Below are 13,961 nucleotides of genomic sequence, written 5' to 3'. Positions count from 1 at the left end.
GCACCAAGGCTGGGTTCTTAATACAATCTTTATATAAAGTATCTTGCTTAATACTTTAACTTTTCCCCGGTCCTCAGAACGGGATATCGTCGTCAAAATCGATTGGTGGTTCCATTGGGTTTGATGCGCCACCTTGTGGTGCATTTTGTGGCTTAGGAGCAAAACCACCTTGCTGTGGTGCGCTGCTTTGCTGTTGGCCATAACCACCGTATTGGTTGTTATTTTGCTGCGGTGCAGGTGCAGGCTGTTGTTGTGGGCGCTGTTGTTGTGCTGGCGCCGGTGCTGACTGCTGCTGAGGTGCATAGCTGTTGCTTTGCGCTTGCTGCGAACCGCCACCATAGCCGCCACCTTGTTGTTGACCACCTTGGTAACCGCCTTGTGATTGGCCACCTTGATAACCACCACCCTGTTGGTCGCCACCACGGCCACCTAACATTTGCATTTGACCGCCCATGTCTACCACGATTTCAGTGGTAAATTTTTCTTGGCCAGATTGATCAGTCCACTTACGTGTTTGTAAACGACCCTCAATATAAACTTGTGAACCTTTACGAAGGTACTCACCCGCTACTTCAGCTAGCTTGCCAAATAAAACAACACGGTGCCATTCTGTACGCTCTTGCATTTGCCCTGTGTTTTTATCTTTCCAGCTGTCAGTCGTAGCAATGCTGATATTCGCTACACCATTGCCATTAGGCATATAACGTACTTCTGGATCTTGGCCTAAATTACCAACCAAAATGACTTTGTTCACACCGCGTGCCATGGAACTTCTCCTTTAAACGTTAGATTAAACCAGCCGCTTTTCGTGCTTGGTCTAGGTCAAATTCTTTATCATTAATCTTTAAATAGCTGCGATTTTCATCGCAAACAACCGTTGCTTCTATTACGCCCGGTAAAGCAACTAGACGAGAAGCAAGCGCTTGTGCCTGCTGCTCGGAACTTAATTCTGTCATTAAGCTAATAATTTTACTTCTTGGTGGGACTTGCATATTCCAAGCAAGGATAAGCCATATTACCCCAACAAGTGCCGCCGCCGCAAACACTGCTTGCGCACTTAGCGCTTGTGCAACATAGCCCCCCAATAAACCACCTAAAAAGGCACCAAAAAACTGCGTAGACGAAAACACGCCCATGGCAGAGCCCTTCTGGTTTGCAGGGGCAATACGAGACACTAATGCAGGCATAGTGGCTTCTAAAAAATTAAATGCGACAAAGTAAACTAACATACACACACCGATGCCAATCACAGAATCAACCCAGAATGACATCGCCAGCATGCTCAATACTAATAAAGCGATTGAACCAATAAACGCCTGTTTTTCTTTTTCTTTGCGGATAGCCACTATCATCATTGGCGCCATTAAGAAAAACGCTAAAAATAAGACTGGAATATATAAATACCAATGATGATCAGCAATTAATCCATCTTTAATTAATTGCCCCGGTAAGGCTACAAACACCGTGGTTAACGTAAGATGAAGTAACATAACCCCAAAATCTAAACGCGCTAATTGCGGGTGTTTAATTAATTGTTTTATGTCATCTAAGGTGGCAAGCGTGTCGCCTTTGGGTGCCTTGTTTACAGCATTCGGAACCAAAAACAAGACAATAAAAATACCTAAAATGGCCAACCCAGCTGTTAGCCAAAAAACGCCAGCAACACCCCAAGATGCCGCAACTATTGGCCCTAGTAGCATCGCAACAGCAAAGCTCATACCAATACACATACCAATAACAGCCATCACCTTTGGACGCTGCTCATCTCGGCTTAAATCTGAAGCCAAAGCAAGTAACGCACTGGCAATCGCGCCCATACCTTGTAATGCACGGCCAAACGTCACCATTTGTACCGACTCGGCGGTGGCAGCAATAACGGAACCAAGCGCAAACACGCACAGGCCTCCAATAATCACTTTTTTACGGCCTATTTTATCCGACAACCACCCCATTGGAATTTGTAACACGGCTTGCGTTAAACCATACGCACCGATTGCAAAACCAATCCATAGCGGCGAAAAACCTTCCAATTGCTGACCATAAATAGCCAGAACTGGCATCAACATAAATAGGCCAAGCATACGGAACGCAAACACGCTCGCTAACGAAACGGCAGCGCGTTTTTCTCGGGAGTTGAGTGAAGATGCTGTCATGAATTACTGAATCTTGCTGTCTATTAAAATGTAAGCGTGGATTCTACCACAAGCGAAAAATAAATAATCACCTGTAAGTGAGGATTTTTTCTTTGATCAAGGATTAATCTTGTCGCGTATTGTGAGATACTGAAATAATCACTTGGTAATAAAACGAGATAGCATGGAAAACATTGAAGTCCGAGGCGCCCGTACGCACAATTTAAAAGACATCAGCCTAACCATTCCCCGTGATAAGCTGATAGTTATCACTGGCCTATCTGGTTCAGGGAAATCGTCTTTAGCGTTTGATACATTGTATGCAGAAGGGCAACGTCGTTATGTAGAATCACTCTCAGCCTATGCAAGACAATTTTTATCGTTAATGGAAAAGCCTGATGTTGATCATATCGAAGGTCTTTCACCGGCTATCTCTATTGAACAAAAATCAACCTCGCACAATCCACGTTCGACGGTTGGCACAATCACCGAGATATACGATTACCTGCGTTTACTCTTTGCCCGTGTTGGTGAACCTCGCTGCCCTACCCACGACCTACCACTGGCAGCACAAACAATTAGCCAAATGGTCGACACGGTTTTAGCTCTGCCAGAGGGCAGCAAACTTATGCTACTCGCCCCCGTGGTTAAAGACCGTAAAGGTGAGCATGTAAAGCTACTTGAGCAACTAGCAAGTCAAGGTTTTATTCGTGCCCGTATAGATGGTGAGGTATGTGACTTATCAGATCCTCCCACGCTAGAGCTGCATAAAAAGCACACGATAGAAGTGGTTGTCGATCGTTTTAAAGTGAAAGATGGTCAGCAGCAGCGCTTAGCCGAGTCATTCGAAACAGCCCTTGATCTTTCAAGTGGTGTTGCGCACGTCGCTGCAATGGATGACTCACTTAGCGAAGACATGCTTTTTTCAGCAAACTTTGCCTGTCCAACATGTGGCTACGCTATGAGCGAGCTTGAGCCTCGCCTTTTCTCGTTTAATAATCCTGCTGGTGCATGTCAAAGCTGTGATGGTTTAGGGGTTCGCCAGTACTTTGATCCCAATCGTGTGGTGCAAAACCCAGAGCTAAGTTTATCGGGCGGTGCGATTAAGGGCTGGGACAAACGCAGCTTTTATTATTTTCAGATGCTGCAAGCAGTGGCTGAACACTATGGCTTTGACCTAGAAGCCCCGTTTCAAGAATTAAGTAAAGATGCCCAAAAAGTCATTCTTGAAGGATCGGGTAAAACCAAAATCGCCTTTAATTATCGAAATGACCGCGGCGACCTTATTACTCGTAATCACGAGTTTGAAGGTGTATTAAATAATATGAACCGCCGCTACCGCGAAACCGAGTCAAACTCAGTTCGCGAAGAGCTGGCAAAATATCAAACCAGCCAAGCATGTCCAAGCTGTCATGGTTCTCGTTTACGCCAAGAGGCTCGTCACGTATTCATAGGTCAAACTAATTTGCCAGCTATCACCACCATGAGTATTGGTGAAAGTATGGCATTTTTTGAAGGCCTAGCGCTTACAGGTCAGCGTGCTCAGATTGCCGATAAAATCTTAAAAGAGATCCGTGATCGCTTATCGTTTTTAATAAATGTTGGCTTAAACTACTTATCACTTGAGCGCAGTGCAGACACACTATCGGGTGGTGAAGCGCAGCGTATTCGCTTGGCAAGCCAAATTGGTGCTGGGCTTGTTGGTGTTATGTATGTACTGGATGAACCGTCAATTGGTTTACACCAACGCGACAACGACCGCTTGCTAAAAACCCTTATTCACCTTCGCGATTTAGGGAATACCGTGATAGTGGTTGAACACGATGAAGATGCAATTCGCGCTGCAGATCACATTATCGATATTGGTCCAGGTGCCGGTGTTCATGGTGGTCATGTTATCGCACAAGGTACGCATGACGATATTTTAGCGAGCAAAGACTCTATCACCGGGCAATACTTATCGGGTGTGAAAAAAATTGAAGTACCAACCACTCGTCATCCAACGAACGACAAATGGCTTGAGCTATTCGGCGCAACGGGTAATAACCTAAAGAATGTTGATTTAAAAATTCCATTCGGTTTGATGACCTGTATCACTGGTGTTTCAGGCTCTGGTAAGTCAACGCTTATCAACGACACCTTATTTAAACTCGCTCACACTGAACTTAATGGTGCAACGACCGCAGAGGCCGCACCGTATAAATCGATTAGTGGTCTTGAACACTTTGATAAAGTAATTGATATTGACCAAAGCCCGATTGGCCGTACGCCACGTTCAAACCCTGCCACATACACCGGTATTTTTACTGGTATTCGTGAACTGTTTGCTGGCACCCAAGAAGCCCGCTCACGAGGTTATAAAGTCGGTCGCTTTAGCTTTAACGTGAAAGGCGGTCGTTGTGAAGCGTGTCAAGGTGATGGCGTAATCAAAGTAGAAATGCACTTTTTACCAGACGTGTATGTGCCGTGTGATGTATGTAAAGGTCAGCGCTACAACCGTGAAACACTTGAAGTACAGTACAAAGGTAAAAATATTCACCAAGTATTAGAAATGACCGTGGAAGACGCGCGCGAGTATTTTGATAAAATTCCCGCGATTGCCCGCAAGCTACAAACCCTAATGGATGTTGGCTTGTCTTATATCCGTTTAGGGCAAGCAGCAACAACCTTATCAGGTGGTGAAGCGCAGCGTGTAAAACTGGCACGTGAGCTATCAAAACGCGACACGGGTAAAACACTCTATATACTTGATGAACCTACAACAGGTTTACACTTTGCTGATATTCAGCAATTATTAGTGGTGCTTCACCGTTTACGCGACCATGGCAATACCATTGTAGTGATTGAACACAATCTTGATGTGATCAAAACTGCTGACTGGATTGTCGATTTAGGCCCTGAAGGGGGCTCTGGCGGCGGTGAAATTTTAATTTCGGGTACCCCTGAAGAAGTGGCCGATTGCGAACGTTCACACACAGGCAGATACTTAAAACCACTACTATAAAAAAGGACGTTGGGTGCGTAGGTATTTAAAAATAGCGAAGTGGCGCGCTAATAAACAGTTTCAACAACAGCAGCGTAGCTGGCAACCTCATAAAACAAGGTTGGTTGAACGTATACAAGCCATTTGGTTTAACTTAAGTACCGCACAAAAGCTCTACCTTTTAGCATTAAGCAGCCTGATTGTTCTGCAATCAGGCTGGCTAAGTGCCACCATCACTATCATTGCCCTCGTTATTGAATTTTGGCCTAAGTTTAATCAGCTGTGGCACTCTTTAGCGGGCAAAGCACTCATCTTAATTTTCTATGCCAGTATCGCAAACTTTGTATTAGCTGGGGCCAGTGGCATTGTTAATGACGTTACCCATGTGTCGGCCAACCACTTTAACTATACCCATAACTTTGCCACCTTACTGTATTTGCCCCCTTGGGCAATGGGGATCACATTAGGTACCCTGCTGTTGTTTCAACTTTTTTTACCCTTCTATATCTTCATTTTATTATTAATAAAACCGTTTGGCTCAGAGCGAATAAAATTTATTAGTCAAAGTTATTCACCATTATTAACGGCTATAGTGCGCTTTATATTAGCGTCAGTGGTCTTTATTAATCTGACTTCGTTCATTAATGACAAACCACCTGAAGAGGTGCTTGATAATATTCTTACAAGCTTTGTTGATGGCCAAGCGATAGCAAAAGAGTCACCCTCTGAGCAACAAAAAGCCGTTGAAGAAATCAGTGAAAAAATAGAACAACACCTTCCAAAGAGCAGCGCAGAAACGCCCCCATCTAAGCGCAATGTTGAGATAGACAGTGAGGGTGAGAGTGATGGTGAGAGTGAAACCGTTGAAAACTTACGTCAATTTTTAAATACCAAGGGCTACTTTGAGCGCAGCAAACGTCTCATTGCCATGTTTGCTTTTAGCTTTGAGGCTGATAGTTACTCTCGTTGCTTAAAAGATGAGACGAGTAAAGCTGTGGAATTGAATGATTATGAGATTGTTCAAATTACCCCCGATCACAATGCGCCGTATGGCTATCGCTTTTCGGTGATCGCTTGTGATTCGCCTGGCGTTACGCCCGTTAAAAAATAGCGGCTCAAACACGCTACTCACTTAGCTTACTGCGTTTTTTGAAACCAATGGAAGAAAGCGCAGTAAAAGCAAAGCCTACTAAAGCAATAAAAAACACTAAAAAGTACTGATTAAAAGCTTATTTTCTTTCATAAGGTTTAAATATAACTCACTGATAAATAAAAGGTATAAATTAAAAAACCTTATCAAACAAATTGCTCATATCTTGATAAGCGACATCCCCCCTCTAAGGCCGTTATTGTAGCGCTATCAACAGGTCACCAACCTTTATACCTGAAGATATACCCAACCAGCTTTGATGAAAATTGAGTCATATTTTAAATGTGATGAGGAACGTAGAATGGAAAAAACAGATAAATATGCTGTGTCACTCATTTGCCTATTTAGCGTCTTAATGGCATTGAGTTTCTGTTAGACGCTTAGATATAAAAATACCGCTTATAAGCGGTATTTTTATATCTTTAAAAGCCGTTGCTATATGACTACGGGCGAGGAATAAAACCCACCGCGTCGTACACTGCTTTTAATGTTTTTTCAGCACGAATACTCGCTTTCTCAGCGCCAGACTTCATGATGCTATTAAGTAACGCTTGATCATCACGAATTTCATGAAAACGCGCTTGGATAGGCTCAATCATGCTAACCACGGCTGCTGCTGTATCCTTTTTCAGGTGACCATACATTTTATCTTCGTACTCAGGCACTAAGTCTTCGATTGAGCGTTTAGTGGCAACTGATAACAAGGTAAGTAAATTAGATACGCCTGGCTTTTCTTCACGGTCGAAGTAAATACGTGCTTGCTCATCTGAATCAGTAACGGCTTTTTTCAGTTTCTTTTCAATCTTCTTCGGTTCATCTAACAACATGATGTAGCCGTTTGGATTTTCATCTGACTTAGACATTTTCTTTAATGGGTCTTGTAAGCTCATTACACGTGCACCAAATTCAGGAATGTATGGCTCAGGAAGCTTAAATACATCTCCGTACAGGTTATTAAAACGCGTCGCAATATCACGAGTAAGCTCTAAATGCTGCTTTTGGTCTTCGCCTACTGGCACTTGATCAGCTTGATACAACAAAATATCAGCGGCTTGTAATACAGGGTATGAAAATAAGCCCACGTTTACGTTATTAGCATGCTTTGATGACTTGTCTTTAAACTGCGTCATACGGTTAAGCTCACCCATTTGCGCATAACAGTTTAACACCCAACTAAGCTGAGCATGCTCTGGCACTTGAGATTGAACAAATAACGCAGATTTTTCAGGGTCGATACCACACGCCGCATACAATGCAATACCATCTAAAACACGTGAGCGCAGCTGCTCAGGATCTTGACGTACAGTAATGGCATGTAAATCAACCAGCATAAAGAAACTTTCGTGGTCTTCCTGTAGCTTAAGCCACTGGTTAATAGCGCCAACATAGTTGCCTATTGTCATACCACCGGTTGGCTGAATGCCACTTAACACTACTGGTTTACTCATGATGTTCCTTTATTTTACTAAACTAATAAGACTAAATTTAAAATGCACTTACCTTTGCGTAAGAACAGGTATTATATCTAAGAAATTATCACAGAGGTACTCTGGATTGAAATCAGCAAGGTTTTCACCTTGGTTATAACCATAACCGAGCGCGATAACATCAACATTAGCGGCTTTAGCTGCTAATACATCGCTTTTAGAGTCACCGATCATAATGGCTTTTTCTGGGCTTACATTAAGTTGTGTGCAAGCAAATTGTAACGGTTCAGCTGATGGTTTTTTTGTCATATCATCGCCGCAAACAATAAACTGAAAATGATGAGTAAGTGCCAACTTATCAAGTAGTTTTTCAGTAAAGCGGCGTGCTTTGTTGGTTATGATGACTTTGGGTATGCTTGCCAGCGCTGCAAGACCTGTCTCAACGTGCTGATAAAGCGCGCTATAATCACCAACAACCTCATCATAATGCTGATAAAAAAGAGTGATAGCTTGCTGTGCCAACGCATCATCTAAATGCTCGCTTATTTGCATATCACCGCTCAAGCCTCGCTTAACAAGCGTTTCTATGCCATTACCAACCCAACCTTCCACTAATTTTTGTGTGACCACTGGGAACGCTAAATCTGTTAGCGTTAAATTCATGGCAATATACAAATCATAAACACTGTCGACTAATGTGCCGTCGAGGTCAAAAAAGGCAGCATCGTATCTCATGAATTAACGTTTCCTAGCTCTGCACGCATTTTATCGATCACCTCTTTGTAATCAGGTTGGTTGAAAATAGCAGAACCGGCAACAAACATATCGGCTCCTGCCTCAGCGATTTCTGCAATGTTATCCACATTAACACCGCCATCCACTTCAAGGCGAATATTTCGACCTGATTGTTCAATAATTTTACGCGCTTGACGTAACTTGTCTAAGGTATGTGGAATAAAGCTTTGACCGCCAAAACCGGGGTTTACCGACATCAATAAGATCACATCAACTTTGTCGAGTACATGCTCAAGGTAGCTCAGGCTGGTTGCAGGATTAAACACCAATCCCGCTTGGCAACCACAATCTTTAATTAGCTGTAAGGTGCGGTCAATATGTTCACTGGCTTCTGGGTGAAAACTAATAATTGATGCCCCAGCTTCAGCAAAATCAGGAATTAAGCGGTCAACCGGCTTCACCATTAAATGCACATCTATCGGTGCGGTAACACCGTAGTCACGTAATGCTTTGCAAATCATGGGGCCAAAGGTCAGGTTTGGCACATAGTGGTTATCCATTACATCAAAATGTACAACATCAGCACCACTGGTTAAGACGCGATCGACATCTTCGCCTAAACGCGCAAAGTCGGCCGATAAAATAGACGGGGCAATTAAATACTTTTGTAATGTTTCCAGCATGAGAGATCCCTTAAAATTTGCTACAGCAATGAAAGTGCGCTTAATGTAACCCAATCGTTAGCTGATTTAAACACCGGCACGAAAGCGCAGCGCCCGACAAAATAATAGAGTCAGCCTTTTAGACTATTGAATCTAGGTAAAAAGAACGACCCCATTGCGTATAACCTCTTTTTTAATAACAACTAAAAACAAACAAAAATCAAACATTTCATTTACTTCAAGCTGCTAATTTTACTAAAAAATCATCTAATTCAGCATTAATTAAGTTTGTTATTTGAACAACTTTTATGTATGCTTATCTAAATAACACAAACAAAGGTTATTACAATGCGTGCTTTTAAAACTGGGATCTTAATCGCGTCCGCACTTTCAGTTACTGCTTTTGTATCACTTTCTTCAAATGATGAAGATACATTTCTAGCAGCCACATCAGACTGTCAATGCAATACGATTACTGTATCGTCTTCGACTAATCAATGTATTCAAACTAATAAAGAAACGGGTTGGTTTTCGTGGATAACGGGCGATAGCCGTAGTGCTCAATTTCATTACTTAGATTTACTTGAACTGTTAACTAGCAGCGAAGAATCAAATAAAGTTAGCGGTTTAGGCTCGACGTTCTAAATCGCATGAAAAAATTCTTTAGTGCATTACAAAGTGTCGTTGCGGCATTTTTTGGTGTTCAATCAGAAGACAAACGTCAAGCTGATTTCAAAGAGCATTCACTCAGCTCCCTCGCTGTGATTGCCCTCATCTTATTTATTCTTTTCGTCGCTGCTATCTATTTCACCGTGTCTTTGGTGCTAAATACATAGCCATTAACTCATTGACTTTATTGCGTGAACCGCCTTTAGGGCTGATTGTTCGCTTAACTTGAATCTCGTCTAATGATGCTTGGCTGTATATTTTACGCGTCCAGACCGTATCATGATTCGAGATAAGCACTGGGGTATTGTTTTCAAAAGCAGCTTGCTCGGCTAAATTTGCTAGGTTTGCTTGATCATCTAAGTTAAACCCCCCTTTAGCATATGACGTAAAAGACGCGGTTTTACTAAGCGGTACATACGGTGGGTCACAGTACACAACAGCGTTTTCAGGAATAAGCTTAAAGACTTCGTCATAGCCTAGGCAGGTAAACGTAGCTTGCTGTGCTTTCTCAGCAAAAAAGCTCATTTCTTTTTCAGGGAAATAGGGACGTTTATATTTTCCAAAGGGGACGTTAAAAATCCCCTTCAAGTTATAACGGCATAGACCATTATAACCATGACGATTCATGTATAAGAATAAAATAGCACGTTCATACACATCGCTACTTTGATTAAACTGCACACGATATTCATAGTAAGCTTCTGGCTGGTTGTTTAATTCAACAAACAATTTTTTAGCGTCGCTAATAAACTCATCTGGCGAGCGCTTTAACTCTGTGTATAAATTGATGAGATCTGCATTGATATCATTCAAAATATAATGCTTAAAATCAGTATTTAAAAACACTGAACCCGCACCAACAAAAGGCTCAACTAAGGTGTCTGCATTCATACTCGCTTGTTTTAAACGGGCGTGAATGTCCTCAACTAGGCTGTATTTTCCGCCTGCCCATTTAAGGAAGGCCCTGGTCTTTTGCTGCATCTGCTCTTAACTTCAATTCAGTGTTGCGCGATTTTACACTAATCAGTTTTAATTTACTGATCTAGTGAAGCGATTTCTTGTTTAATTTTACTTATTTTTTTATAAAAAGGCTGATTTTTACGCACATTTTCAGAAAGTGATAAGGCTGCTTTCTTAGCATCACTTAAGGTCGAAAAACTGCCATAAGTGACAATCCACCATGGCTTGCCACTGCGCATACTTTTATAAGTATTCACTTGCCCTTGTAAGGTATTTTCAGCGATAAATTTCTCGCTGATCTGTGGGTTCGTGACAGCCAATAGCTGAATAACAAAATTATTGTCTGGCTGTGCTAAATACCAAGCATTACCGCTAAGTAGTGGCGGTTTGTCATTCACAGGCTCTTCTATGAGTGAATCAATGTTATCAGTATTTTTCGCATCAGAGGTCAGCGCAGCGGCAATTTCATCACTGCTTGGCTTTTCTACTGGCTGTGATGGTTGCTCAATCGTTTTATCTGGCGCGAGGCTATCAACAATTGCAGCAACATTATTTTCATGCTTTTCATCGGGTTGCTTAATAATCTCTGCGGTTTCAACTGTTGGCGATGGCAGCTCAGGTGCTCGTTCTGGTTCTAGCTGCTCAACGGCTTTAAGCTCGGTGTCTCTTTGCGAGTTAACAACAGCGTCAGTAGAAAGTGCCGTTTCCACCGGTAAGGCGGTATCTTGTTGATAATGCGCTTTCCACCACTGCGTCATATCAGCTTTGTATAAAAAGCCAATAATCAACAGCATGGTCGTTAACAACAATAAAATGATATACAGCAGCTTATAACTTTTTTCTGGCGCACGAATATCAGCGGTTTGTAGCTCAGGTTGCCATGCAAGTAGCAACGCAGGATTGCCCTGTGCTTCTTGTAAAAAAGTACGAAATACAGGGTCTTCCTCAACAGGTAAGTTATCAAAAAACCAGCGCATTAGCTGCTTACTTTCACTTATGTTCAATGCTTCAAGATGAATTTCAACCGCTTGCGTAAACTGCCCCGATGATTGTGAGGCAAGCAAAATATATAAAGTTGTTGGGCTTTGTTTTGCTAACGTTTCTAACTGTTGGATCATTTCATCTGATAAATGACGGCCGCCATCAATCACCCACAAACAATTACCGCAGGGTTGTTGTTTATAAAGCTGATAAAAGTTTTCAGATAAACTGAGGGTGTGATCAATCAGTGGGTTACGAAAGTTTTGTTCGAGTAGCTCAGTGATGAACTGTTGATCAGTCATCTTGCCAGAAAGTTGTACAAATGCTTTGTTGAACTCAAGATATTTGTCGGTAATAAACGTTTCCAACAAATAACTTTTTCCTAATCCTGATGCGCCTAATAAGCATATTAGGTTCTGCCCATATTCGAATTGGAGGGCAATACGATCAACTAGCGCTGCACGGCTAGGCAATATTTGTGATTGCATTAGCGCGCTATTAAATCACAGACCTGCTGATCGGTTACATCACTGACCAGCGCACATTGACCAAATTGTGTAGGAAGAATAAAGCGAATGGTGCCTTTTTTATTTTTCTTATCTTTGCGCATATGAATCAGAAACTGCTCACTGGTCATCTCGCTTGGAATATCCACAGGTAAATCATACTGTGATATTAACTGTACAATACGCTCAACCTCAGATGCTGATAAGTCGCCTCGCGTGTGTGCCAGTCGGGCTGCAAGCACCATACCTGCCGCCACGGCTTCTCCATGCAACCAATTACCGTAACCCATTTGTGCTTCAATAGCATGACCAAAAGTATGGCCCAGGTTTAGGAGTGCACGTAAACCAGCTTCTTTTTCATCTTCTGCAACAATAAGTGCTTTGATTTCGCAGCAACGATAAATCACATGCTGAAGCGTTTGCTCGTCAAGTGACTTTAACTTTGCGATATTTTGCTCAAGATAAGCAAATAGCTCTGTATCGTAGATTAAGCCGTACTTGATTACTTCTGCCATACCGGCTGCAAACTCGCGCTCTGGCAGAGTATGCAATGATTTGGTATCAATAAACACAGCTTGCGGTTGGTAAAAAGCACCAATCATGTTTTTACCCAGCGGATGGTTAACCGCTGTTTTACCGCCCACAGATGAATCTACTTGCGACAACAATGTCGTCGGTATTTGAATAAACGGCACACCACGCTGATAACACGCAGCTACAAAGCCCGTTAAATCACCTACAACACCCCCGCCTAATGCAATTAAGCAGGTGTCACGACCACAGTTATGCTCAAGTAAAAACGCTGAAATCTTTTCAAACCAATCCAGTGATTTAAATTGCTCACCATCAGGAATAACAAAAGATAACGGATTAAGATCAGCCAACGACGTCATTACATCATCTAAATACAAAGGTGCAATGGTGTCGTTGGTGATAATGATAGGTCGACAATCGCCAATGTGCTCGCGGAGTCGACCTGTCTGTTGAAGTGCAGATTGACCAATATAAATAGGATAACTTCGCTCGTCCAAATTAACAGTTAATTCAAGCATCGCTAATTTCCTTTTTATTATTGGTTTTTAAAAATCTAATTTCTCAATGATTTGATTAGCAACAACTTTAGCGCTTTGCTCATCAGTGCGGACAACAAAATCAGCCACTTCTTTGTATAACGGTTCGCGTTCTTCAGCTAAGCGCTCTAATACATCGCGCGGTGCTTCTTCTGTTTGCAATAATGGGCGACGCTTGTCGCGCTGTGTGCGTGCAACCTGCTTTTCGATCGGTGTCTCTAGGTATACAACAATACCTCGAGCAGAAAGCTTATTACGAACTTCTTTACTGATCACAGAACCACCACCAGTAGCAAGAACAATGCCTTGCATCTCAGTTAAGTCTGAAATAACAGTCTCTTCACGAAGTCGGAAGCCCTCTTCACCCTCAAGATCGAATACCCAAGCAATATCTGCTCCTGTACGACGCTCGATCTCTTGATCTGAATCGAAAAATTCAAGGTGTAATTGGTCAGCAATGTGACGACCAATTGTGCTTTTGCCAGCCCCCATAGGGCCCACTAGAAATATATTACGTTTCTCAGCCATATCTTTTTAGTACAAACGAACTCTAAAATTTGAAATAAAACCCCGCCTAACGACCTGGCCCCAAAATTAAGGAGGGGATTATCTCAGTAATTGATTGGTCATTTCAAGTCAATTAGCGTAAAAAGCCTCATAACGAGCAATTAAACCTGCGAATTGCT

General features: G+C 42.3%; 13 protein-coding genes. 4 read left to right on the top strand and 9 right to left on the bottom strand.

Going from position 1 to position 13,961, the window contains the following annotated elements; all coding sequences use genetic code 11:
- Positions 1-73: 73 nt before the first annotated feature.
- On the bottom strand, positions 74-766 hold the full coding sequence (gene ssb / locus BM378_RS12755) for a single-stranded DNA-binding protein (protein ID WP_065978307.1): 693 nt from the start codon (positions 764-766) through the stop codon (positions 74-76).
- Positions 767-785: 19 nt separating this feature from the next.
- Positions 786-2,153, bottom strand: coding sequence for an MFS transporter (locus BM378_RS12750; RefSeq protein ID WP_036973178.1), 1,368 nt, complete (start codon positions 2,151-2,153; stop codon positions 786-788).
- A 163-nt stretch (positions 2,154-2,316) separates the two neighbouring features.
- Between BM378_RS12750 and uvrA the strand changes: the two genes are divergently transcribed.
- Positions 2,317-5,136 carry an excinuclease ABC subunit UvrA gene (gene uvrA / locus BM378_RS12745; RefSeq protein ID WP_074989346.1) on the top strand — a complete coding sequence of 940 codons (2,820 nt, stop codon included), beginning with the start codon at positions 2,317-2,319 and terminating at the stop codon, positions 5,134-5,136.
- 13 nt (positions 5,137-5,149) lie between these two features.
- On the top strand, positions 5,150-6,226 hold the full coding sequence (locus BM378_RS12740; protein WP_074989345.1) for a hypothetical protein: 1,077 nt from the start codon (positions 5,150-5,152) through the stop codon (positions 6,224-6,226).
- A 482-nt stretch (positions 6,227-6,708) separates the two neighbouring features.
- Here the strand turns inward: BM378_RS12740 and trpS are convergent, their stop codons facing one another.
- From trpS to rpe, 3 genes are read right to left on the bottom strand one after another with little or no spacing between them, the layout of a single operon-like run.
- Positions 6,709-7,713: a tryptophan--tRNA ligase gene (gene trpS / locus BM378_RS12735; protein ID WP_036973183.1), complete on the bottom strand. Its 1,005-nt coding sequence runs from the start codon at positions 7,711-7,713 to the stop codon at positions 6,709-6,711.
- A gap of 48 nt (positions 7,714-7,761) precedes the next feature.
- Positions 7,762-8,427, bottom strand: a complete 666-nt coding sequence (locus BM378_RS12730; RefSeq protein ID WP_036973184.1) for an HAD-IA family hydrolase — start codon at positions 8,425-8,427, stop codon at positions 7,762-7,764.
- On the bottom strand, positions 8,424-9,110 hold the full coding sequence (gene rpe, locus BM378_RS12725) for a ribulose-phosphate 3-epimerase (RefSeq protein WP_036973185.1): 687 nt from the start codon (positions 9,108-9,110) through the stop codon (positions 8,424-8,426). Before rpe ends, BM378_RS12730 begins: the two co-directional genes overlap by 4 nt.
- Before the next feature lie 327 nt (positions 9,111-9,437).
- Between rpe and BM378_RS12720 the strand changes: the two genes are divergently transcribed.
- Positions 9,438-9,734 (top strand): hypothetical protein, encoded by a 297-nt coding sequence (locus tag BM378_RS12720; protein WP_074989344.1) that lies wholly within the window; start codon positions 9,438-9,440, stop codon positions 9,732-9,734.
- 5 nt (positions 9,735-9,739) lie between these two features.
- Positions 9,740-9,925 (top strand): DUF2970 domain-containing protein, encoded by a 186-nt coding sequence (locus BM378_RS12715; protein ID WP_074989343.1) that lies wholly within the window; start codon positions 9,740-9,742, stop codon positions 9,923-9,925.
- Here the strand turns inward: BM378_RS12715 and BM378_RS12710 are convergent.
- The 4 genes from BM378_RS12710 to aroK are packed head-to-tail and all read right to left on the bottom strand — an operon-like array spanning position 9,897 to position 13,803.
- Positions 9,897-10,739 carry a Dam family site-specific DNA-(adenine-N6)-methyltransferase gene (locus BM378_RS12710; RefSeq protein WP_065978301.1) on the bottom strand — a complete coding sequence of 281 codons (843 nt, stop codon included), beginning with the start codon at positions 10,737-10,739 and terminating at the stop codon, positions 9,897-9,899. The two genes, BM378_RS12715 and BM378_RS12710, sit on opposite strands and share 29 nt — an antisense overlap.
- A gap of 53 nt (positions 10,740-10,792) precedes the next feature.
- Positions 10,793-12,187, bottom strand: coding sequence for an AAA family ATPase (locus tag BM378_RS12705; RefSeq protein ID WP_074989342.1), 1,395 nt, complete (start codon positions 12,185-12,187; stop codon positions 10,793-10,795).
- On the bottom strand, positions 12,187-13,257 hold the full coding sequence (gene aroB, locus BM378_RS12700) for a 3-dehydroquinate synthase (protein ID WP_036973191.1): 1,071 nt from the start codon (positions 13,255-13,257) through the stop codon (positions 12,187-12,189). The genes BM378_RS12705 and aroB overlap by 1 nt, the downstream gene beginning before the upstream one ends.
- Before the next feature lie 27 nt (positions 13,258-13,284).
- Entirely contained in the window at positions 13,285-13,803 is a 519-nt protein-coding gene (aroK, locus tag BM378_RS12695; RefSeq protein WP_036973192.1) for a shikimate kinase AroK, read from the bottom strand.
- Positions 13,804-13,961: the final 158 nt, after the last annotated feature.

This window comes from Pseudoalteromonas lipolytica, from assembly GCF_900116435.1.
Taxonomy (GTDB): Bacteria; Pseudomonadota; Gammaproteobacteria; order Enterobacterales; family Alteromonadaceae; genus Pseudoalteromonas; species Pseudoalteromonas lipolytica.
This window is presented reverse-complemented; position numbering and strand designations above follow the sequence as displayed.

Bases quoted from the DNA above. Each gene is read 5' to 3' on its own strand.
- uvrA (WP_074989346.1), top strand. From the start codon at position 2,317: ATGGAAAACATTGAAGTCCGAGGCGCCCGTACGCACAATTTAAAAGAC.
- BM378_RS12720 (WP_074989344.1), top strand. From the start codon at position 9,438: ATGCGTGCTTTTAAAACTGGGATCTTAATCGCGTCCGCACTTTCAGTT.
- ssb (WP_065978307.1), bottom strand. From the start codon at position 766: ATGGCACGCGGTGTGAACAAAGTCATTTTGGTTGGTAATTTAGGCCAA.
- aroK (WP_036973192.1), bottom strand. From the start codon at position 13,803: ATGGCTGAGAAACGTAATATATTTCTAGTGGGCCCTATGGGGGCTGGC.
- BM378_RS12715 (WP_074989343.1), top strand. From the start codon at position 9,740: ATGAAAAAATTCTTTAGTGCATTACAAAGTGTCGTTGCGGCATTTTTT.
- BM378_RS12705 (WP_074989342.1), bottom strand. From the start codon at position 12,187: ATGCAATCACAAATATTGCCTAGCCGTGCAGCGCTAGTTGATCGTATT.
- rpe (WP_036973185.1), bottom strand. From the start codon at position 9,110: ATGCTGGAAACATTACAAAAGTATTTAATTGCCCCGTCTATTTTATCG.
- BM378_RS12710 (WP_065978301.1), bottom strand. From the start codon at position 10,739: ATGCAGCAAAAGACCAGGGCCTTCCTTAAATGGGCAGGCGGAAAATAC.
- BM378_RS12750 (WP_036973178.1), bottom strand. From the start codon at position 2,153: ATGACAGCATCTTCACTCAACTCCCGAGAAAAACGCGCTGCCGTTTCG.
- aroB (WP_036973191.1), bottom strand. From the start codon at position 13,257: ATGCTTGAATTAACTGTTAATTTGGACGAGCGAAGTTATCCTATTTAT.
- trpS (WP_036973183.1), bottom strand. From the start codon at position 7,713: ATGAGTAAACCAGTAGTGTTAAGTGGCATTCAGCCAACCGGTGGTATG.
- BM378_RS12730 (WP_036973184.1), bottom strand. From the start codon at position 8,427: ATGAGATACGATGCTGCCTTTTTTGACCTCGACGGCACATTAGTCGAC.